This is a genomic window from Candidatus Zixiibacteriota bacterium (assembly GCA_026397505.1).
In the GTDB taxonomy this organism is placed as follows: Bacteria; Zixibacteria; MSB-5A5; order GN15; family PGXB01; genus JAPLUR01.
The window spans coordinates 1-21933 of the sequence record JAPLUR010000057.1 but is presented as its reverse complement, the minus strand read 5'-3'; the positions used below and the strand labels follow the sequence as shown (position 1 = coordinate 21933).

Sequence of the window (21933 nt, the reverse complement as noted above, 5' to 3'; positions counted from 1 at the left end):
TGCACCATGCCGCAAGCAAAAATCACCCATAATCAGGCCTCAATCCGCACATCGCGCAGTCTGCTGCTGCCTTTGCTGCTGATTCTATGCTTTGCCGCACCCATCTTCGGCGAAAAAATATTCCGGGTCAACTGGGGCGTTAATCAACTTGCCTATCTTCCCATTGGACTGCACTACCTCTGGATTTTGCTGGCCGCGGCTCTGATTGGGTTGATTATGGCGCGGCCGGGCAGGCAGTACCTGGGTGATTTGCTGATAAAATATCTCTGGGGCGACAAGAAGCGCTGGGGGAGGATTATTATTCCCGCGGCTCTGGTGCTTCTTTTTCTGGCTTTCCGTTTTGAGGCGCATCTCTACGGCAACGGTTATATGCGAGTCGGCAATCTGGCCCAGAAAACAAAACCAATCTTCCGCTGGTTTGAATATGGCAGCACCCTTATACCATATTTTTTCTGCCATATCATACAACTGGTCGGTGTGGTCAAAGAAAGCGCCGCTTTCTGGAGTTATCAGATAATATCCATACTTTCCGGCGTTCTTTTCTGGGTCCTTACCCTGAGAATTTCGGAGCATATCACCGCCGATAATAAACAGCGTCTCATTTTTCTCGGCATGATTCTTTTTAGCGGCTTGAGTCTTTTCTTCTTCGGTATGGTCGAAAATGCTCCAATATTGCTGCCGGCATCGGCACTGTTTGTCCTTCTTCTTTTGAAATCTCATCAGGCCCCCGCCGCAAAGAATCTTTTCTATCTCTGGGGAGTCCTGTGCCTGGGAGCGTTTCTGGATGTGACCTTTCTGGCGGCTTTTCCGGCCGCGATTTATGCCACTGTCCATTTTGTGCTTAAGAGGAATCCTCGCGCCGGATTTTTCGCCCTGACAGCGGCTGTTCTTGCCACAGTAATCGGTACCGCTGTCCTGTACATCCTTGCCGCCGGTGATATTGCTATCGAAAATAGAATCCTTCTCCTGAGCGGCAAATCACCGGAACTTGATTATTCCCTGTTCAGCAAACATCATCTGACCGATATATTGAATCTTCTCTTCCTCTTGATTCCCTTATTCCCAATATTCATTTTCTTTATCGCCTCCGGATGGAAGGAGCTGCGTAAAAATCGCGAATTTCTTTCTCTGGCTCTTCTGACCGCCGGGCAATTAATACTCCTTCTTACGTTTGATCCCAGGAACGGCATGGCGCGCGATATAAATCTCTATGCCTTCCCGCTGTTGGGGCTGGTTTTCTGGGGGGCTTATGCCTCTGCGAAAAATCCGGTCATGCAATCTATATCGCAGAAAATCACCTCCCGCCTGATTCCGGCGGCGCTGCTGCTTGTCATCCCTGCTTTCATAGTGCATCTGGGTCCGGAAAAAACAGCGGCCTATCTTGATCACTACCTTACCCAAAATGAAGGCAAATATGAATCGGCCCTCTACGCCTTTCGGGATTATTATTATGTGGCCAAGAATTTCACCGAGGCCGATCGCCGCGAGCAATCGATCACCGGCAAGGTCAAAAGCGCGCTGGAATCACAGCTGGTCAATGACCTCTATTTCCGCGAGAGGGTCGATGATGCTTTCGCCTACGCCAATCGTCTGGTCGAGCGCGACCCTTACAATGCCACCTATCGCATGCAGCGCGCCAATCTCCTCCGGCATTTTAAAAAATTCGCCGAGGCCGAAAATGAATATAAGACGGCTCTGATTCTGGATCCCTACCGGACCGACCTTCACCATTTTCTGGCCGAATTATATCGGGATATGAAACGAGAAGAGGACTGCTACCGGATCCTTATAAAAGCCGCTGCGTTTGACCCAAAGAGCTCACTCATTCTGATCGACCTGGCCGGTTACTATTTCCGCTCCGGCTCCTATGCGGCGGCCGACAGCCTGGCCGATCTGGCGATGGCCATGGATCCTGAAAAACCATACCCCTATTTATATAAGGGATTGGTGGCCGATCGAAGAGGCGCCCTGCCAACGGCCTATGATTTCTACGGCAAATTTGTAAAGAACGGCGAGGGACTTCCCGAACTCGCCCAGGTGCGCAAGAGAATGAATGAGATTTTTCTTAAGATGAGCGATACCACCCTGAATCGCTGATACTATTGCTTCAATATCATATAATCCGATTTCGCGGGCAGTACTTTCCCTAAAAGGTTGATATCAAAATATGCCGTGAATTTATTCCGGGTGCTGTCATAATAGGCCGGATCGGGCGCGAAGTCGTAGACATATTTGGCCTTCAGTTGATTGGTGGCATAATCATACAAGCCTATCTCGTTTTTATCCAGCTTGAGACCATAGCGATACCCCAGAAAAGGACGAGTTTGCCTGTACTGCTCATAGAAAATCGACGAGAGCTTATCTTTGAGCTCGGGAATCTGATTAAAAAGGACATTTATATCAACCCGCTCATCTCCGGAGGCGGTGCATTCTATCTTCAGCCACTTGTTCGACTTCGAGAGCACAACCCCGCTGTCGCTGATAAGGACCTTGTCGGTGGCCACATCTCCCGGAAATATTCGCCCCGTGGCACCCTTGCGCGAGCCCAAATATTTCTTAAAATCATCCATCAGCTCAGTCCAATTTTTACCGGCAAAACCGGTAACCAATTGTTTGACACTATCCGGCTTGAGCCTGGAGACAAAGGTATAATTTCCGGAAAGATTCTTGTACAGGGCAAAGAACTTTTCATTGCCCAGAGTGGTGCAAAGATAGTCGGCCAGACAGGCGGTGACGGGAAAAGCGATATCGGCACTGGGTGAGGAGGCATTTTCGCTTTCAAGCAGGACCGAATCGATTTCGGTGATGCCGTTATCCAGAATATATTTGCCGAAATCAATCATGACATCAGGCGCCCGCTGCCATCGCCCGCCCAGATAGACGGCCGTCCCCTCCTGCATGAAAGGAACGGTAAAAATGGGCAGGTTTTGCAGTTTGAAATTGACCAAAAGATGGGCCACCTCATGATAATGGGGGAAAATAGAGGTGATTATGGCGTCGGCCCCGAGATCATAATACCCCTTGCCGATCCGGCCCGACAAAGTCCCCACCTGACCCTCTCCCTGACAAAAATAGTAATCGATTTTTTGAGTCGCCAGCAGACTTAAGCGCTCCGGAGTGATACCGATTTTTCGGCCCGTGCTATCGACAAAATCATCGAGCGACTGAATCGCAATCGGATTGCTGCTGCTGGCCATATCGGGATTGATATGAAACCGAAAATATTTTGATTCTGATACCGGCCAACTCCCGGAGTAATAATCCTGGGGATAAATCAACCAGTAATCCTTGCCGATTTTTTGCAGATGGTAAAAGTAATCGAAAGAGGTGTCGGCCACCCGGGCGGCTATTTTCAGTCTGATAACCCCGCTGTCGATTACCGCGACTGATTGTATGCCCGGGTTGAGATTCCCCCGGGAGCGTTCAAAATCAAAAATGACCGGCGAGTTGCAGTCCGCCTTGATAATGATGTTGTCATAATTAATACCCAGTCGAGTGGCCCGTGCCAGGGCGCGCGGCTCCCAGATTCCCAGGGCTGATTCAACATTACCCGTCGCAAGCAGGTCGAAATAATAGCTCAGAGTTTCATAGGCGGCGTTATCTTTCGGCTGCGGTTGGGCGAAACTGGGAATGGCTGAAAACAAAAGAATTCCCGTCAATAGGGCAAATTGGAAAATATGTCTCCCGGTCATGGCTGTGAACTCCCGATAAGGTTAACAATCCTTAATAATATACAATTTCAGCGGGCAAAAATCAATTCCGGACAAAAAAAATGGCTCATCCTCTCTGATAAGGATGAGCCATAAGAAGGTTTAATCCTCTCAAAAAGCCAGGGCGGCTGAAAATCTATGAACCGCATCGAGTCGGCCAAAATCGACCCAGGCATAATCAAAGACCAGGTCGGTTCCCTCAGTCAGTTGGGTGCGGAAACCGGCTCCCAAACCCAGACCCTCTTCGGCATAGTTGAATTTGTAGCCACCGCGGAGAAAATACTTGTCTTTCCAGTTGAATTCGGCTCCAAGCGAGCCCTGCTGCGTATTGTCGTTGGGGTGCTTGGCCTCAACCGCCAGCATCAGCTTGGCATCGGCTCCAAAATTCAGGTCATAAGCCATCCCCACTCGGAAGGTCAGCGGCAGATCGTATGGATCGACCTTGAGACGGCTGTTAAACGGATCATGATTCGGATTCGACTGATCCGGATCATAGGAAACATCAAGATCGGGACCGTCGAATTTCATTTCCGGTCCCATGTTCGAGATATTCATGCCGATCCGAAGCGAGCGATATCCGGTGCGGAGAAGGGTGCCGAAATCGAAAGCAAAGCCGGCCGCCCGTTCCCGATAGATTTTCTCGCCCAGATATTTTAAACTGGCCCCGAACGAAAACTGTGTGGTCAGTTCGCGAGCGAAACTCAACTGAAAGGCATAGGAGGAGGCCGAATACTTGAAGCCGGTTCCTTCCGGCTCCTCGACCGTGGTTATCTCCTGATCCCCCATGGAAAGGACCGTGACCGAAGCGCCAAAAATGCCGAGATTCTCAAACCGCCGCGCATAAGCGACATAATTGAGATTGATATCGGTCAGGTAATTCACATAAGTCAGGGCCAGCTGGCTCTGGTCAATTCCGGTCAGACCGGCCGGATTCCAGTACATCGAATAGATATCATTGACCGCGGCAACACTGGCCTCACCCAGGCCCTGATAGCGGGCTCCCACCCCGACCTTAAGAAACTGAGCACCGGCGGTTCCGGATTTAGAGAATTCGCCGGCCATAGCTGATCCGCACAGAAGAGCACCGATCAGGATAATTATGATTTTCTTAATCATGGCGTTTTCTCCTATTTAATCACAGCGAACCGGCCGGTCCGGTTGCCATACTTTGATTCAACTCTAAACAGATACACTCCGGGCGAAATATCCAGGCCATCCTCGGAGAGCATATTCCAATCAGTGGCTCCCGTCCCGTCGGTATGATCCAGGGTTTTAACCAGGTCGCCGGACAGGGTGTAAACACGGATAGTACATTTATCCGGCAGATGCGTGAACTGAAGTTTTCGTTCGTACTTGCTGGACTCCCAGGCGGCATGAACGATATATGGATCGGGCACCGCTCTGATCTTATTTAAACTCGAACGCGCCGAGGTGGCGTTGATTCCATCGGTCCTGAAAGCAAAAGCATCTTCCGGCCCGTTGACCGGCGCCCCCTCCACCGTGAAAACATCACCGGGCGCGAAAGCCGTATCATTTATGCCAAACCGGAAAAACCAGGCATGGTTGTAGGGGAAAGCTTCCGGATGTGCATTGCTGTCGTAGGGTGCGTCAACAATTGAGATATAATCGCGTTCGGCCGGTTCCCAGACCTGGTCGAAATCCTGATCATAAATTTCCGCCACAACCTGATATCCCAGAGTCTTGTTCCAGACCTGGAATGGCAGCGGCACGGGGGTCACATCATCCCAAAACCAGTATCCTTCCGACCCGTCTGAGGTGAAGCGAAATTCATAGGTGCTGCGAAAGTGCTTATCCGAGCCACGCGGGAACCCCAGAGCATCGCCGGCCGGTCCGTATGTGTATCCCAGATGAAGGGTGGTATCTCCGGCCGTGGCAAATGCTGTCTGCCCCCAGGAGCGGGGCATTCTTTCGCCGTTGCGCACCACCACCTGCAGGCCGTTGGCGATCTCGTAAAGCTTGATATCGCCGTCCTGGACAGTTTGATCTTTCAGCGTCGTATCGCCGGTGGTAATATCAATCAGGTGCCAGTATGTCTGCTCGTCGGTTTCCGAGAAGGCGACCCGATACTCTTCACCCGGCACCCACGAGCCGTCGAAAAGAATCGGGCTGACAGCGCCATCGGACGGTTTCTCGATTCCGTTGTACTCATGTCGGATCGTGGTCAAAATATTGTAGGAGCCGGCCGGATCGCTGCGCGGGAATACTCTGACCACATTTGGGTCGCTTCCCGGTCTGCCGAAACCGTTCTGAAGGGGACCAATCGGGACGGTCGGATCACCGGCGTCATAGGCCACCAGACAATACCAGTATTCCATCCCGTTGATAAGATTACTGTCGATAAAAGTGTGCATGATCGGATCGCCGTAATTTTCCACCTGGCAGGCGGTTATCGGCATGTAATCATTCTTGAGACAGGAACCGCTGACCTCGGCCTCAAAACCCCAGGTATAACCGCGGTTGGTTGAGCGATACAGTTTATAGCCGCGAAAATCGTGATTCCCGGTCAGCGGATCGATATCAACTTCGGCGGTATCGTTCCAGCTCAGATTGACTTTCTTGTCGCCGACCCGGGCCTTCAATGTCGGAGCGTAGGGGGGCTGCGGGCCGACGAAATGGTTGTCATACAGAGTCTGGGCCGTGGCGGCATTATCGTAAAATTCGTTCAGGTCCTGCCCCGCCACTATGGCATAGACCACCCGGATCGTTTTCCCGGCGGTCAGGTTAATGCCTCTTGTGCACTGCAGGTAGTACTGGTCGGTCGGCGGCAGGGTGGTATCAAATTGCGTCGCGTTTATATAGGCATACCGTTCCGGATCGGAATCGGGAAGATATTCCCATTGCCCCGTCCTGAAAGCGGTCATGCCGATACCGTCCGGCGTCTCCAGATATTTGGTCCCCATGATTCCCGTTCTGACCAGCGGTCCCCAGCCGGGATCATACCCGTCCTCATCGTAAGTCCAGGCAAGATTCTCGGAGCCGTCGGAGGCAACCAGATCTCCCAGGCGGCCGTTTTCGCCGGTACCGTCGGGTCCGCCGACATCAAAGTCGCAATAGACGGCCATGGCGAAGTCGGGATAATCGACCCCGGAAACGTTGGTGATTTCCAGAACGACAAAGAGGATATTTTCATTATAGCAATAATTCCACTGATAAATTGACTGAGTCATCTGCAGGCCGAGGCCGGTAGGAGCCACCCCGTCCTCAAAGCGGTAGATTGACTGCTGCAGCGAGGTCGGGCCGGCCGGATGAAAGGTCGAATCAAATTTCGAATAATTAAGATTGTAAATCCAGTTGGCGCTGTCGGGATTCCAGACACGCCATCCCTGAGCAGGATTCCCCAACCCCGCCCCGATCGTGTCCAGAGCGGAGAAATCAAATGAGGAAGAATCGGTTGAAAGGCGAATATTGTAGGTGCTGGTACCGGATACCAGTGAGGGAATGGGCCGGAAATCCTCGTCGGTAAAAACCACTTCCGTATCGCCCGACGGCGTCACTGCCCCCATCCAATACTTCATTTCCCCAATATAGCTGTGTCCCGAATTCTTCGGCCATTCTCCCGCGGGAAGCCCGTAGAACTCATAACCGCCAATATAACCCCAGTTGTCCACGGTGGTTCTGATATTCCCTTTGTCATGAATTATCTGTTTTATCATTTCCGGAGACGGCGCCGCCGTCTTCATCGGCCGGGCAAAAGCGTCGCCGGCAAAAACGATCATCAGAACCAGGAGAAATAACAAAGAATATCTTATCATTTTGTACCTTCTATTCATATTCTGACCTCTTAGAAATTGAATTCCAACCCTAATCTGATGGTCCGTGGAGCAGAGTAATTCTGTGGGTCTCTGGCCAACAATCTATAAAATCTATTTACATCTTCGGCGGTGTAAGGTCCGGAGCCGTCCGGATCGGCGGTCAATTCGAAGCGACGCCCATCCTCATCCGGCCGTCCGGTGTTGCTGTAGACATCAATAATATTGCGCCGGTCGAACAGATTCTCCACTTCAATGAAGAAGGAGAAAAAGTCATTATTCTTCGATACGTAGAAGTCCTTGTTGAATCGCAAATCGACCGAATAATTGGCCGGCAGGCGGCCCTCATTAATGCCTCCCATCCGGTTCCCCAAATTATCGGTCACCGTATATGGCAGACCGGAGCCGTAATGACCGACCATATTAATTCCCCAGGCGCTCGGGATGCTCATGCCGAGAAACCGCCCGCGCCACTCCCGAGAGACCCGGTAATCGACATTCAGAGTCAGGGTATGGCGCTGGTCGAAGGAAAGCGGGTATTCTTTCACCGGCTTGACCGAATCATTGGGATTGGTGATATAATTGTAATAACCGTCCCAGGCCGATGACGAATTCCCTTTGGCGATCAGATAGCTGTAAACGAGCGAACCCGACAGGCTGCCGCGGGCTACTTTTTCGAGCGTTACATCAACACCCTTGGCCGAGGCATAATCTTCATTGACAAACTGGGTCACCGGGCTGACACCGTTCAGGCCGATTTCCTTTGTCGCCACCAGGTTCTTAATATCCTTATAATAGGTGGTGATATCGAGCCGCAAGTCCTGACTTATCATCTGATTCAAACCCAGTTCATAGGCAATCGTTTTTTCGGCTTTCAGCATCGGATTACCCACAATCGGGTAGCCGCTGTTCAGATTCGCCTGCAGGTTGGTGTACATCGAGGTGTAGTTGGGCACCTGGAAAAAATAACCGTAGTTGAACCGGATGACCGAGTTGTCCGAAATCGGATGCGAAATTCCCAACCGCGGCGAAATCTGCGACTGGCTGTTGGAACGATCTTTCGGGTAATGAACGGTATCAAGGACGTTGGGCCAATAGTCCACCTGTGAACTCAGGTAATCCCACCTCAGACCGGCGTTGACCACCATGTCTTTCAGTTCCAGTTTGTCCTGCAAATAAATGGTGGCATAATTGGGGGAGTGGCTGTATTTCTCGCCATACGGCTGCTGGTTGTAAAACTGCTTGAAATCCCAGAACAGGTCGTAGCGGCGGAACTCACCGCCGACACGTATTTCGTTGCGCTTGTTGACCTGACTGGTCAGGCTGGCGGAAACAGCATCATATTCGGTCGAACGTTCTCGGTAGGTCGGGTCGAAATCGTTGCCGTCCGTAAAGCCGGTATTGAAATAATCCAGGGAATACTGATAATTGCTGTCATGAATGGTTCCATTATAGACGCCATTGGCATCCTCGGAATAGCCCGGCCATTCATTCCAGTATTTATCGAAGAGATGCTCCGGCGCCCGCTTGTAGTCGGTATAAAAATGGTTGTAGGTGAATCCGAGGATGGTTTTCTGATCCACATTATAATTACCTTTCAATCCGTAGAGATAGGCCTTTGATTTGGCGATTCCCAGCCCATCGAGGTTGAAATCATAGGACCGGTCATTGACATCCCGATGCACATAAACCTGGTTGAAACTCCTGTTATAACTGCCGGTGGCGGTCAGTTTGAAATTGGGCGACGGCTGATAATTGAATTTGGCCGTCTGGGTGAACTGCTCGCTTTCATTATGAGGCAAATAACCGTCATTATGCAGATACTCTCCAGCCATCGAGAAAATGGCCCGATTGGAAGAGAAAAGCGGCACCGGGCCGGATAATTCGTATCCAACCGCATCATTTCCGTTTCGTTTCAGGCGTTTGAACTCCCCGGTGGTAATATCAAACGGGGAAGTGGCGCCGTCATATATTTTCAGCCGGCCGTGGAGGGTGCGTGAACCCTCTTTGCTGACGGCATTCACGATACCGGAAAGAGCCTCGCCGTATTCGGCCGGAAAACCGCCCAGGGTCAGGTTGATTTCCTCCAGCGCCTCGGGCATTATCCTGATACCGGCCAGACCCACGAAGGGATCCTGAATTGAGAACCCATCATAATAATATGATATGGTTCCGGCCCGTCCACCGCGCACGTGAAGCGAATTGTCGCGGTCAACGACCGTTCCCGCCATATTGGCCAGAACATTCTGGACCGTCAGGGAATTGGGAACGTACGACAGTTGATCCGAAGTCAGAGTCGACCGTGAGGCGGTCAGGTCTTTCTGCACCGGGGGACGCTCGGCATATACTTTCACCTGCCGGGCCAGCGGAATCTCCACCTGGTCGATATTGAAGTCAACCGGGGTGGTTAAATCCAGCAGAACTCTCACATTTTCCTTGACCACGGACTGATACCCGATTACGGAAACGGAGATATTATAGGCGCCGGCGGGAAGATTGATTACGAAAAACTCTCCGTCGGCATCAGTCTGAGTGACAAGATCGGTGCCGACGACACGAATGGTAGCACCGGGGATTGGTTCCCCGGAGGTTTTGTTTTCAACGATTCCGGCAATTTTACCGGTCGTTCCGGCCATCAGAAGCAAAGGCAATCCAATCAAAGCGGCTATGACCGAGACTGATATTGTTTTTTTCCTAGAGTTACTCAAGGTGGATCCTCCGTTCAATCGTTTCTGGAGCCGACAAATAGAATCTATTATTTATTTTAATAGGCATTTTATTCTTCAGGCATTGATTCAGCCATTATAGAATTTCACGTCTCTTAAAATCTTATCGACTGTTCCGTTTCTTACTTTACTATTCCCCCGGTCAAAATTTGCGGCCTGATAATGACACAAAACTGAAGCTTTGACGTCATCCCGGATTTTTGGGCGGGATGGTCAAGTTTTTCATGCATCCGCCCGATAACCTGATTGATATTTATGCCTCGAACAGGGATGGGAGATGATGAACAACATTGGTTTTGACAAATTTCCGGCGTTTTCGGGAGCATAAGGCAGGGATGATTCTTAACAGGAAAGTTATATCTTTCATGGGAACCGCCCTCATTCTTATGATGACAGGCGGATTCTCTGGTACTGCGCGGGCTCAAGATATAAAGCTGGCAATCGTTTATTCCGACAGCCTCGAATCGACCCTTCGCACTATCAGGGGTATAAAGAGCGCTATCACTCTCCAATATGCCACCACGGCATTCGATGAGTATCTTCTATCCTCAAATGCCGCCGTCGCCGAAAAGAATATTGAGGCCATCGCGGAATCAAAGCCACGGCTGATTCTGACTATTGGAACTTTCGCCACCCAGGCCGTTTCGGAAAAAATCAAAGACAGGCCGATTATCTTCTCGGCCGTTCTCAATCCCGAAACCTCCGGATTCGTAAAATCGCTGAATAGTCCCGGTGGCAATATTACCGGAGCTTCTCTGGACATCCCGCCCGACATCCAATTCAATTACTTTAAAAGAGTAATCAAAGAACTGAAAGAAATCGGCGTCCTGTACACACGTGAAACCGAGAATTTAATACCTCCGGCCAAAGCGGTGGCGCAGGCGCTGGGACTCGAACTGACAGCCATAAAAATTGAATCGGAAAAAGAAATTCCCGAGGCTCTCGAGAAACTCAGCGGCCTGGTAGACGGGATTTGGTCGGTAGCTGATGGCCAAATCTTCTCGCCTTCTTCCACCCGATTTATCCTTCTCAACACCCTTCGGAAGGGAAAACCATTTATGGGTTTTTCCCGCAATCTGGTGGAATCGGGAGCGCTGTTTGCCCTGGATTATGACTATAAAGATATCGGCCGTCAGGCCGGGAAAATCGCTCTCGAGGTGCTCTCGGGCAAGCCTCCCTCGGCAATTCCGGTGGCTGTCCCCGGCATCATCTGGTTCCATTATAATGAAAAAACGGCCAAGCATATAAGCGTGGTCATTCCCGATGACCTCGCCTCTGTGGCCAAGGAGGTTTACCGATGAGTCTCCTTGGTTCACTGGGCAGATTCGCCTTGCGCGAAAAATTCGTGGCGCTGGTCTCCATCGTCCTGATCGCCAGTATGCTTATTATCAGTGGCTACCTGATCAAGCGCCAGAATGAAATCTATCACCAGGAGGTGCAGAAGCGGGGTGAAGCCCTGGTCGCCAATCTTGCCTATAACGCCGAATATGGCGTCATTCTGGAATCGAAACCGGAACTGAAAGACCTGATCGAAGGGGTGGCTCTTACTGATGACATTATATATGTTATCATAACCGGCAGCAACGGCAATGTTCTGGCCGAAACCGGTATTGATCTGCGGTCGGCGGCAAAGGGCATCGCCAAATCCGAGAAAGATCAGAAACAGATCTCCGGCAATTTCAGCCAATCATATCTCGAGGCGACCGATGGAACCGAATTTGTGGAACTGCGATATCCGGTGGAAACCCGGCGTCAGTCGATTTCCAAAGAGAATCTCGGAACCGTCAGCGGGCTGTCCGGTGATAAGAATTCAAATGTGGAGATTATCGGTGAGGTTCGGGTCGGGCTGTCTCTGGATAATCTTAATAAGGAGATTACCAAATCCCAGACGGCCGCCATTCTTCTGACTCTGATGGTGGTTCTCTCGGCCATCATTATTACGACCGCGTTCATGCGTATTATCACCCGGCCGATTGAATCCCTGGTTGAGGTCACGGATCAGATTTCCAAGGGAGATCTGAGCAAGACCGTGGATGTCAATTGCAAAGACGAGTTCGGGCATCTGGCGGAATCGTTCAACCGCATGATTGAATCGCTCAAGAAGTCCCAGGAGGAAATCGAGGAATATAACCGGACACTGGAAGAGAAAATCATCGAGCGCACCAGCGAGCTGGAAGATGCTCAGGCACAGCTTATCCAATCTGAAAAAATGGCCGCGATTGGGCAGCTGGCGGCCGGCGTTGCTCACGAATTGAACAATCCTCTGGGCGGCATTCTGGGTTATGCCCAATTCGCGCTGGAAAAGATTGAATCGCGCAATCTGGAGCAACTGACGGCGAAAGATATGGAAGCCTACAAGCGGTATCTGAGAGACATAGAAACCCAGTCCCGGCGTTGCAAAGCGATTGTGCAGAACCTCCTGAAATTCTCGAGAACGTCGCAAATTGTCGAATTTCAGGAGATCGATCTCAACCAGACCATTGAGGAGACTCTCACCTTTATAGATCATCAGCTAATGATGCACCAGATCTCCCTTAAAAAAATATTCGACAAGAACTTACCCAAAATGCAGGGGAATCCGGGCCAGCTGCAACAGGTGTTCACCAACATTATTATCAATGCCATGCATGCCTCCCAGCCCGGTTCGGAAATCACCCTCTCGACCCGTTTCCTGCCGGCCCTTGGTGAATTCCCCGGAGCGGTCGAAATTGCCGTTGCCGACCAAGGAGTTGGAATCAGCGAAGAAAACCTCAAGAAGATTTTCGAGCCGTTCTTTACCACCAAAGAAGTTGGCAAAGGAACCGGGCTCGGCCTTTCGGTCAGCTACGGCATCGTGAAAGAACATGGCGGGGAAATCAAGTTCAAATCCAAATGCGGCGAAGGAACCACCTTTACCGTAATTTTACCTCTTGAGAAAAAGCCGGTTTCGGTCGAAAAGATATATAACGTGTAAAGGTTTTTATAATGCTCACAGAAGGTATGGAAAATGCCACGGCCAGAAGCGTCCTGGTGGTGGATGATGAAGAAGTCATGCGGGAGTTCCTGTTTGACGTTCTGGAGGATTTTGCGGTAGAGAAGGCATCGGACGGCGATGAGGCTATTGCCAGGTTGAAAGAAAAGCAGTTTGATTTGATCATCACTGATATGAAGATGCCTCGTGTTTCAGGGGAGGAAGTGGTCAAATTTGCCAGGGAAACTTATCCCGATGCCAAAATCATAATAATCTCCGGATACTCCAGTCTCTCCTCAGTGGGCAATGCCTTGGGATACGGAGTCTGCGCCTTCCTTTCCAAACCATTTACCATAAAACAGCTTCGTCTTGAAGTGGAAAAGTCGCTGTCCCAGAAAATCGAGAAAAAATCCGGCACGCCGGGAGGACAACATGGATGAGAAAATTCTAATTGTCGATGATACGCCCGTGATACGGCAGTTTCTGATTGATGTTATGACCGATCTCGGCTTTGCCGTCCATACCGCCGAAAACGGCCGGTTGGGATTAGACCTGGTACTCCAGAATGATTATGCCCTTATCATCTGTGATGTCCATATGCCGGTGATGAACGGCCTGCAAACCGTCCTGGAGATAAAGAAAATAAAACCGGAAATCCCAATTATAATGACTGATTCTTTTCCCGATAAGGAAGCTGAAGAGGCGGCTCAGGCGGGGGCGATTCGTTGTCTGACCAAACCTTTCGACCTCATGGATCTGAAATCGACGGTTGACAACATTATTAAACGCAAGGAAATTCCGACAAGGTGACCGAAACGCCGCAGATTGAAGGACGAGCGGTTAAAATCCTCGTGGTTGATGACGAGGATATTGTGCTTTCGCTCGTACGGGACGCTTTGGAGGATGGCGGGTATCTGATTGAGTTGGCCAATAGCGGGACCGCCGCCCTCGACAAAGCCCAGCACGAGTATTTTGATTTCATTCTCACCGATATAAGAATGCCGGAATACGACGGCATCGAATTGGTAAAGAAGATCCGCGAATTGAATCCCTCCATCGGCGTCATTTTCATGACCGGCTACGCCAACCTGAACAGCGCCAAGGATGCCATAAAAGAAGGGGCTTTTGATTATATCATGAAGCCCTTCGAATTGAACGAAATCCGTCAGGCCGTCCGTAATGCCGTCAAAAAGAAGCAGAAAGATGCCGAAAAAACCCTGACCAACGAATTGAACCGCCTTTCCGATCTCAACCAGTTGATGTATACCGTGGGCGACCGCAAATCGCTCATGCGCCTGTCACTCGGATTTGCCCTTATGCAGGGGAAAGCGCAAAAAGGCTCGGTTGTTTTCAAAGATCGCGCCGATAATGAAATCGGCATCATCTCCAGCGGAAAGGCCGGCGAGAACCAGTTTGAAGAATCATCTGAAATATGCAAACGAGACTACTTTGCTTTCGACAGTGATTTATTCAACGCGCCATTTATCACAGGAAAACTTGAGGAGCATCCCTGCTTCAAAGAATTCAAAGACCCCCGGATGGCTTCTTTCCTGACTCCCCCCTGGTGTCGTCCCGGAGATCGCCTGGTCAACATTGCCTTAAAACGGGGCAGCAACCTTTATGGATTCCTCATTCTGGGTTTTTCCGAGGATTCCGAGATGCTTCAGGGAAGCGACCTTAAGCTTCTGTCGATTACGGCCAATCAGATTGCCATCTCTATGGAAAATATTATCCTTCTCGAGGAAACCCGCTCCGCCTATGCCCACCTTCGCGACCTGCAGGAACAGACCATTCAATTGGAAAAAATGGCCGTCAAGGGCCAGATGTCGGCCGAAATCGGCCACGAATTAAATAATTTCCTGGGTGTCGTGACCGGCAATGTCTCTCTCCTGGAGCATCACCTCAATCAGGGAAATTATCAGGAGCTCGATAAATATATTAGCGCCATAAAAAGCAATCTGGATAATATTAAGAAGTTCACGGAAGGCCTGATGGATTTCTCCTCCATGGCGCCGAAACTCGAGCCGTGCGACATAACCGCGCTGGTAAGTGATGTCGCCGATTATCTTCAGGTGCAGAGAAATTTCCAGAACATCCGGATTGAGCTGGAGAAACCGGAACAGCCGGTATTCACAATTGCCGATACCGGCCAGATTCAGCAATTATTGTTTAATCTGCTGAATAATGCCGCCGAGGCGATCAAAGAGAAAAGCGGCGAGGCCACCGGCAGCGTCAAATTTATTCTCTCGTTCGATTCCGAAAATGAAGCCTATACCATAACCGTCGCCGACAACGGCGCCGGCATAGACCCGAATCTTCTGGAGAGAGCTTTCAAGCAAAGCTTTACCACCAAGCCGGATGGACACGGTTTCGGGCTTCTCGTCTGCCGGCGTATAATTGACAATCATAAGGCCAAACTCTATATCGATTCAACGGTCGGCGAGGGCACCACCATTTCCGTTCATTTCCCGATTCTGACTCCTCAGGCAAAACTCGAGACAGCCGCTTCATAATACACTCCCAAATATTCCAACGATCGGCGCTTTGCAGGAGTTTCCCGACAAAAAGAAGGCGGAACCTAAAAAACTGCTTCAGATTCCGCCAGGGAAAGGAGAAATAAAAAATCTATTCTTTGGTAATCGTTACTCCCCATTTTTGTGGACTATCCGGCGGCGCTTCATTGAAATCGGGGAAAGAATGCGAACCGTCGGTGACAAAATGCGCCGTATATTCCCCCCGGTCGAGTGTGATTCGTGTGTCAACCTCTCGATTTTTCATGGCCCCGCCGGCGTGATGAGTCATCCGATAGGTCATCTCCCAGACAACCTCACCGGTCTTGTCATTTTCAATCCAGCCATAGTCATACATCTCCCCGTCGCTTCCCTCACCCAGGGCGTAGATATGAACCTTTTGTGAGCCGGAGGTCGTGAACGTCCTTTCCACATCTTTGTCATCGCCGACTTTGGTCAGATTTACCAGCACATTACCGCTCTGAGGCGCCTCATCGAATATGGCCACCGATTTGGCATCGAAATTCTTCCCGACGCCGAAAATAGTTATTCCCCACATCTCTTTTTCAAGAGGAGCGGTGGCATTCCAGTTGCGATAGGAATGGGAATCATCAGAGACATAATAAACCATATAGTTGCCCGCCGGTAAAGTAATCACGCCGTCAAATTTGCGATTTTTGGCGGCCCCGCCGGCATGCTCGGTGTTTTCCTCGGTCATCTGCCAGACCTTTTCGCCGGTATCCAGATTTTCTATCCGGCCGTGATCGGCAAATTCATCACTGTAGCCGTATTCGCCGAGGGCAACAACGTGCAGATTGGTTTCCTTCTTCAGGGTGAATCCTTTTGAGGCAAATTCATTTTCCCTCATCCGGGTCATGGCGATAATCACCGGCTCCGTATAGGAATCTTCATATGCCTCGACAAATTGCTCATCCCCGGAATTCTGAGTGTAAACTATCATACCGTAATGAAGAGGGTCGTATGGTGGAAGCACATTCCATTCGCCGAAAGAATGGCTGTCGTCGGTAGCAAAATAGGCCACATAATTTCCGGCCGGAAGGGTCAGCTCGCCGGTGAAACCACGGTTTTTCCGTCCCCCTCCCGCCCATGAGGTATTCCACTTGTCCATCTGCCAGACCCTTTTGCGGCTATTGGCATCAATGATCCATCCAAAGTCGACAAAAACCCGGTCGGAGGAAGAGAATTCGCCGATGGCAACAATTTTTAAATTCAATTCTTTCTTAAGAGTAAAGCCCTTTTTGGCCGAATAGTTATCATCCGGTTCGGAAAAATCAATTATGGCGTTTTCGTGCATTCTGGTGACCGGATTGAATTTGCTGAAAGAATTTGCCGGAGCTTTTATGGCAAATAAGAGATCCTCGATATTTTCTGAATAATAGCGGTGTTGCTCATCTTTATCGCTTCCCACTATCTCGCCCAGCCAACTCATGGCGTCGCCGAGATTATCGATATTGATATTCAGATCCGTCAAAGAATATGGTCGGCCTGCATAGTAATAGCATTCATAGCGGCCGGCCGTCAGAGTCAGTTCACCCTCATATTCCCGAAAATTCGGCGTATCGCCAAAACGACGCGTCTCCTGTTCATTCAGAACCCAGACTGGTTCTTTCGTATCGGAATTGATAATCCAGCCGTAGGCATACATTTCCTCGGAGTGCCTCAATTCGGCCCCAATAGCATGGATGGTTATTCTCGTCTGCCCTTTGAGTTCAAAACCGTCAACCAGAAGGTCACCCTCCTGGAAGCCGCTCATATCTATAACCGTCTCTTGAGCTTTGACCGATACTGCCCCCACAACAAAGATGAAACTGGCAACAATGAAGAAAATCAGAAAGGCCAGTATCAATCTGGGGTTTATCAATGTTCCTCCTTTCCCTAAGAGAACAATATTTCTACTCTTTACTACGGCAAAGGGAAACAACAAGTTTCGCCGAATCTCTCTTCTCCGCAATTTTAAAAAAGCCCCATCCGGGGATGGGGCTTTGTGCCGCGATTTATAATCCTAAAAATCGGTCGTTCCAGTGAACTTGAACGCCCCCAGATGAAACGCTGGAGCCGCAATACAGCCGACCGAATCCCACCAGGAGGGGATCAATTGCCTTTCAGGCGAAATCCCCTTGACGGTCGAAAAAGCTCGCAGCATCGAGTCGGTAAACCGGAGGTTCTTGACCCCATGCTTTATCTGGCCGTCTTCAATCAGATAAGTGCCGTCACGGGTCATCCCGGTCAGCACCAATTTGGGGGTGTCGATAAACCCGTTGATATAGTGGAATCGGGTCACGAGCACGCCCCGCTTGACCGAGGCGATCATCTCCGCTAGGGATTTGTTTCCCGTTTCGATAAAGATATTCAACGGAATTGCTCCCTGCCCGTGATCGCTGGCGGTCAAGCCGTGGCCGGTCGAGGGAACCCCTTCCCGGTTGCCGGTTATCCGGTCAAAAACAACACCCTTGCCAATCCCCTTCTCGATAAAATATACTTTCTTCTTGGGCACGCCCTCAAAATCAAACGGCATCGAAATGGCCGCCTGATCGAGACCGTCATCATACATTGTCACCGAGTCAGCCATCACTTTCTTGCCGATATTGTCAGAGAGAAAAGAGGTCTTGTCGATATAGGCCTTGGAGCCGAACCCGATGTAATTGACCCATTCGATCAGAGCCGCTACAGCGGCCGGTTCCAGAATGACCTCATAATCACCCGCCTCGAGCGGTTTCGGTTTTTTGCCCAGATAGGCCTTTTCCACGGCGATATCAGCCAAGACCACGGCATCGATGTCCTCTACCTTCCGCGAGAGTCCCACCGAATAACCGGAGGAGGTTCCCGACATAGCAATGATATTGACACTGGCGTTGGTGACGGTCTGATAGCAGCGGACACCTTTCGTGTTAAATACGGCAATCTCCCCGTCGCCGGTGGCGAAAGCGCCGGCCGTGAGGAATTTCCGCTTATTAGCACGGATAAAGATCTTCTTCACCTGTCGGGCCCTGTCTTTGGGAGAATAGAGGGCGGTATTTTCGAAATAGGTGTTGATTTCGGCATACTTCTCCGGGCCGGGCAGGCCGGGAAAATGCTTATTGTCCTTCTGATATTTGGCAATCTCGATTGAGTTGCTCAAAGTCGCTTTAAGGTCGGCATAAGACAGCGAATTTGTGGAGGCCACGCCGATTTTCTTTCCGAGAATGGTGCGAATAAGAATCTTGCAGTTGGCCTCATTGACATTCTGATGAATGATGGAATTGGCAAAGCGGGTTAATCCAAAGTTGCTTCCAATATACACGATTTCGGTTTCATCCGCTTTGCTCGATTTGGCCACTTTCTCGAACAGTTCGAACAGTTTATCTTTTCCAATCATTTGCTCACCCCGACTTTCACTTTGCGGAATCTGGCCGGCGCCGCTCCGTGGGCCACGCGCGCGGTCTGCATCGGTTCGCCCTTGCCGCAGTTGGGGACCCCCCAGATATGCCAGTAATTCCGATTGCAGATAGCATCACAGGAATTCCAGAATTTCGGCGTCATGCCCGTATAGAGCGGATTTTTGAGCATCCGCCCCAATTTTCCGCTTTTGATTTCCCAGGCGCATTCCACGCCGAATTGAAAATTGAGACGTTTGTCGTCAATCGACCAGACCTTGTTCATATCAAAGAATATCCCGTCTCTGGTATCGGCGATAAGGTCTTCCAGTTTCCATTCCCCCGGTTCGAGGTTAATATTGGTCATCCGGATCAAGGGTAGGCGGTTCCATCCGTCGGCCCGCATGGTGCCGTTGGAGGTCTGTCCGATTATCGGGGCAGTTTCGCGGCTGGTGAGATATCCGACATGGAGGCCGTTCTGAATAATCGGCGCCCGCTGCGCCTTGACTCCCTCATCATCATACCCGAACGAACCGAGCGCCCCCGGAATGGTGGCATCAGCGAAGATATTGACAATGTCCGAGCCGTACTTGAGCTTGTTGAGGCCGTCTATCTGCATGAATGACCCGCCGGCCAGGGATATCTCGGTCCCCAGAACCCGGTCAAGCTCTGAAGGGTGGCCGCACGATTCATGCACTTGCAGCGCCATTTGCGAGCCGCAAATTATAATATCGGTCTCCGCGTCGGGACAATCATCGGCCGTCAGAAGCTGTATGGCTTCCTCGCGGGTGCGGTCGACATTATCCAGAAGCTTCATTTCCTCGATAAACTCATATCCCCGGGTGGCAAAATCCCCGCGGTGCGAATTGGGGTAAGAACGTTTCTGAACTTCTTTGCCGTCGTAAGAAGTGGCCGTGTACCCGGCGCCCGATTCGATAATATCCTGCTCGATAGCCGCCCCCTCGGTGGAGCAGAAAACCTTGTTGGTTTTGTAGAAATCGGCCGAGGCTTCGGCCGTTTTGATCTTGCTGTCGCTGCGCAACCGGTCCGAGAGTTCCATCAGCAGACCGACCTTATCATCGACCGGGATCGAAAACGGGTCCTTTTCGCAGGGTGACTTGTAATGGTCTTTGTATGCTTTCACCTCGGCCAGCTTAGCTTTTTCTTTGACCGTGGTGGCCGAGGCGCGCGCTGTCTGCAGCGCCTTATTGGCCGTTTTCTTGATATCCGCTTCTTTCACCGAGGCCACCGCCGCAAAACCCCAGGCACCGTCATGAAGAACCCGGATACCCACCCCGACATTGACATCTTTGGTAAGAGTGTCGACAATACCGTCGGTTACCCGAATCGCTTCGCTTTCGATCCGGACAAACCGGGCGTCGGCATAGTCGACCTTTTTCTCTTTCAGCCAGTCGAGGACATTATTAAGTTTATCCTTCATCAATCCTCCATTGTATCTTCCAATTAAATAGTTATTTCAGACATGCTTATCTTGCCGGTCAGAACCGGCACGTTTCTTCCACCTGTCAACTCAAAAATAGTTTTGCCGGGGAATCTATCAAAAAGGGAGGGCAAAATCAAGGGTTTGGATGAGATTAGCGTAATTCGCCGAAGATTGATTTAGCTATCAACCGATTGGATGATTAAGAAGGGGATAATAAGCTGCGGGGGACAAGAACATCTGTAACCCGCCAAGTAACACATGAATTTAAGCAGCGTGTCAATGAAAAGAGCCCCGGTTTTGGCGGGGCTCTTCACAAAAATCACGAGAAGTGACTTCTATTCCTTAAGGCGTTCCGCAACTGCTCTGCCATTGCCCGCAACTGCATGGTATTGGCCCACCTTTATACAGAAAATTAATAAGGTAGGTTATATCCTGAATATTGATTATACAGTTGCAATTGGCATCGCCGGAACAGATATGGTAAGGTGTCGGCTGCGGCCCGCCCTTATACAGGAAATTTATCAGATACGTGATATCCTGGATGTTATGGATGCCGCTGCCGTTAGCATCCCCCGGTTTGCAGAGACAGGGAGCCGCTTCACCAAAATCCTGCCAGAAACCGGAGTTGAGTTTGAAATTGGTGGAACTGCCGGGGCCGACAGCCGTCTGCGAGACGGTTCCTTTAAGCTTGAAATTGGTGGAATTGCCGTCCGTCCCGCCGCTTGAGAGTACCTGCCAGTCAATCTTCTCGCCGGTGAGAAGATCGGCTGAGATGTCTTCAGGCACTGCTGGTTGAATCTGTTCGGGAGCGGCTTGCGTCGCCGGCCCCTGCACCGGCCGGGCGATTTGCGCAACCGCCGGTTTGACCGGAGTCGTGCCCTCCTTGACCGGCCGGGGTGCTTTGGCATCAGAACCGGCCACTGCCAGTGCAAGGAATAGGACTGCGAGTAATAATACATACAGCGTTTTTTGTTTCATATCATTCCCTCATGCGGAGTAACGTTTTTGTTAATTTCCAATGATCAGCCATTTGATACCATTGGAGACTATGGTTACCCACATCATTGAAGCGACCGGATATGTGAGAGCTAGATCAATAAACTCCCCTCCATTAGCATCGACTATCACAATTGTCCCCGCGCCTCCAGTATTCTTTATGGTATAAATCCTGCCGGTGATTCCTGCGGCTGGCGGTAGGGTAATGGTGAGATTCGCTGTGCCTGCGATGATGCAGTCAGAAGATGTCGCCGTGATATTCACGGCGGTCGACCGAAAGCCAACTGCAATCGAACCATTATCATGCAATGTCGAATGCGGGGCGTTGGTCATGATACCGGTATTGCCGGCGGCATGAATAAGAAATTGGTTTTGGGCAGTTGATGCAAAAATGCCGGCGGCATTATCATTCCAGACGAATGAACCGTCGTGAAGGGACTGCGCCTGCTGTCC

The 21933-nt window shown here is 50.5% G+C and carries 15 protein-coding genes; 6 read left to right on the top strand and 9 right to left on the bottom strand.

What is annotated here, in order from left to right; all coding sequences use genetic code 11:
- A partial coding sequence (locus NT002_05360; protein MCX6828693.1) for a hypothetical protein occupies positions 1 to 2097 on the top strand: 2097 nt, incomplete at its 5' end.
- Positions 2098 to 2099: 2 nt separating this feature from the next.
- On the opposite strand, the gene NT002_05355 is transcribed toward NT002_05360, so the two are convergent.
- From NT002_05355 to NT002_05340, 4 genes are all read right to left on the bottom strand, one after another.
- Positions 2100 to 3692 (bottom strand): hypothetical protein, encoded by a 1593-nt coding sequence (locus NT002_05355; GenBank protein MCX6828692.1) that lies wholly within the window; start codon positions 3690 to 3692, stop codon positions 2100 to 2102.
- Between the two features lie 129 nt (positions 3693 to 3821).
- On the bottom strand, positions 3822 to 4826 hold the full coding sequence (locus NT002_05350; GenBank protein ID MCX6828691.1) for a PorV/PorQ family protein: 1005 nt from the start codon (positions 4824 to 4826) through the stop codon (positions 3822 to 3824).
- 11 nt (positions 4827 to 4837) lie between these two features.
- Positions 4838 to 7483 carry a T9SS type A sorting domain-containing protein gene (locus NT002_05345; GenBank protein ID MCX6828690.1) on the bottom strand — a complete coding sequence of 882 codons (2646 nt, stop codon included), beginning with the start codon at positions 7481 to 7483 and terminating at the stop codon, positions 4838 to 4840.
- A 29-nt stretch (positions 7484 to 7512) separates the two neighbouring features.
- Positions 7513 to 10188 carry a TonB-dependent receptor gene (locus NT002_05340; GenBank protein MCX6828689.1) on the bottom strand — a complete coding sequence of 892 codons (2676 nt, stop codon included), beginning with the start codon at positions 10186 to 10188 and terminating at the stop codon, positions 7513 to 7515.
- Between the two features lie 353 nt (positions 10189 to 10541).
- On the opposite strand from NT002_05340, the gene NT002_05335 reads away from it, so the two are divergent.
- From NT002_05335 to NT002_05315, 5 genes are read left to right on the top strand one after another with little or no spacing between them, the layout of a single operon-like run.
- On the top strand, positions 10542 to 11507 hold the full coding sequence (locus tag NT002_05335) for an ABC transporter substrate-binding protein (GenBank protein MCX6828688.1): 966 nt from the start codon (positions 10542 to 10544) through the stop codon (positions 11505 to 11507).
- The gene (locus tag NT002_05330; protein ID MCX6828687.1) at positions 11504 to 13159 is read left to right on the top strand and encodes an ATP-binding protein; all 1656 of its coding nucleotides are present in this window, start codon (positions 11504 to 11506) and stop codon (positions 13157 to 13159) included. The genes NT002_05335 and NT002_05330 overlap by 4 nt, the downstream gene beginning before the upstream one ends.
- Positions 13160 to 13170: 11 nt before the next feature.
- Positions 13171 to 13596 (top strand): response regulator, encoded by a 426-nt coding sequence (locus tag NT002_05325; GenBank protein MCX6828686.1) that lies wholly within the window; start codon positions 13171 to 13173, stop codon positions 13594 to 13596.
- Positions 13589 to 13966: a response regulator gene (locus NT002_05320; GenBank protein MCX6828685.1), complete on the top strand. Its 378-nt coding sequence runs from the start codon at positions 13589 to 13591 to the stop codon at positions 13964 to 13966. Before NT002_05325 ends, NT002_05320 begins: the two co-directional genes overlap by 8 nt.
- Positions 13963 to 15669, top strand: coding sequence for a response regulator (locus tag NT002_05315; protein ID MCX6828684.1), 1707 nt, complete (start codon positions 13963 to 13965; stop codon positions 15667 to 15669). Before NT002_05320 ends, NT002_05315 begins: the two co-directional genes overlap by 4 nt.
- Before the next feature lie 112 nt (positions 15670 to 15781).
- Here the strand turns inward: NT002_05315 and NT002_05310 are convergent, their stop codons facing one another.
- From NT002_05310 to NT002_05290, 5 genes are all read right to left on the bottom strand, one after another.
- Entirely contained in the window at positions 15782 to 17548 is a 1767-nt protein-coding gene (locus tag NT002_05310; GenBank protein ID MCX6828683.1) for a hypothetical protein, read from the bottom strand.
- Between the two features lie 141 nt (positions 17549 to 17689).
- On the bottom strand, positions 17690 to 19042 hold the full coding sequence (locus NT002_05305; GenBank protein ID MCX6828682.1) for a TldD/PmbA family protein: 1353 nt from the start codon (positions 19040 to 19042) through the stop codon (positions 17690 to 17692).
- Positions 19039 to 20481: a TldD/PmbA family protein gene (locus tag NT002_05300; protein ID MCX6828681.1), complete on the bottom strand. Its 1443-nt coding sequence runs from the start codon at positions 20479 to 20481 to the stop codon at positions 19039 to 19041. The genes NT002_05305 and NT002_05300 overlap by 4 nt, the downstream gene beginning before the upstream one ends.
- 345 nt (positions 20482 to 20826) lie before the next feature.
- A complete protein-coding gene (locus NT002_05295) occupies positions 20827 to 21462 on the bottom strand; it encodes a hypothetical protein (GenBank protein MCX6828680.1) in 636 nt (211 codons plus the stop codon).
- 30 nt (positions 21463 to 21492) lie between these two features.
- Positions 21493 to 21933, bottom strand: a 441-nt coding sequence (locus NT002_05290; GenBank protein MCX6828679.1) for a hypothetical protein, incomplete at its 5' end; no start/stop codon positions are given.

Bases quoted from the DNA above. Each gene is read 5' to 3' on its own strand.
- NT002_05345 (MCX6828690.1), bottom strand. From the start codon at position 7,483: ATGATAAGATATTCTTTGTTATTTCTCCTGGTTCTGATGATCGTTTTT.
- NT002_05330 (MCX6828687.1), top strand. From the start codon at position 11,504: ATGAGTCTCCTTGGTTCACTGGGCAGATTCGCCTTGCGCGAAAAATTC.
- NT002_05295 (MCX6828680.1), bottom strand. From the start codon at position 21,462: ATGAAACAAAAAACGCTGTATGTATTATTACTCGCAGTCCTATTCCTT.
- NT002_05320 (MCX6828685.1), top strand. From the start codon at position 13,589: ATGGATGAGAAAATTCTAATTGTCGATGATACGCCCGTGATACGGCAG.
- NT002_05355 (MCX6828692.1), bottom strand. From the start codon at position 3,692: ATGACCGGGAGACATATTTTCCAATTTGCCCTATTGACGGGAATTCTT.
- NT002_05350 (MCX6828691.1), bottom strand. From the start codon at position 4,826: ATGATTAAGAAAATCATAATTATCCTGATCGGTGCTCTTCTGTGCGGA.
- NT002_05335 (MCX6828688.1), top strand. From the start codon at position 10,542: ATGATTCTTAACAGGAAAGTTATATCTTTCATGGGAACCGCCCTCATT.
- NT002_05325 (MCX6828686.1), top strand. From the start codon at position 13,171: ATGCTCACAGAAGGTATGGAAAATGCCACGGCCAGAAGCGTCCTGGTG.
- NT002_05300 (MCX6828681.1), bottom strand. From the start codon at position 20,481: ATGAAGGATAAACTTAATAATGTCCTCGACTGGCTGAAAGAGAAAAAG.
- NT002_05305 (MCX6828682.1), bottom strand. From the start codon at position 19,042: ATGATTGGAAAAGATAAACTGTTCGAACTGTTCGAGAAAGTGGCCAAA.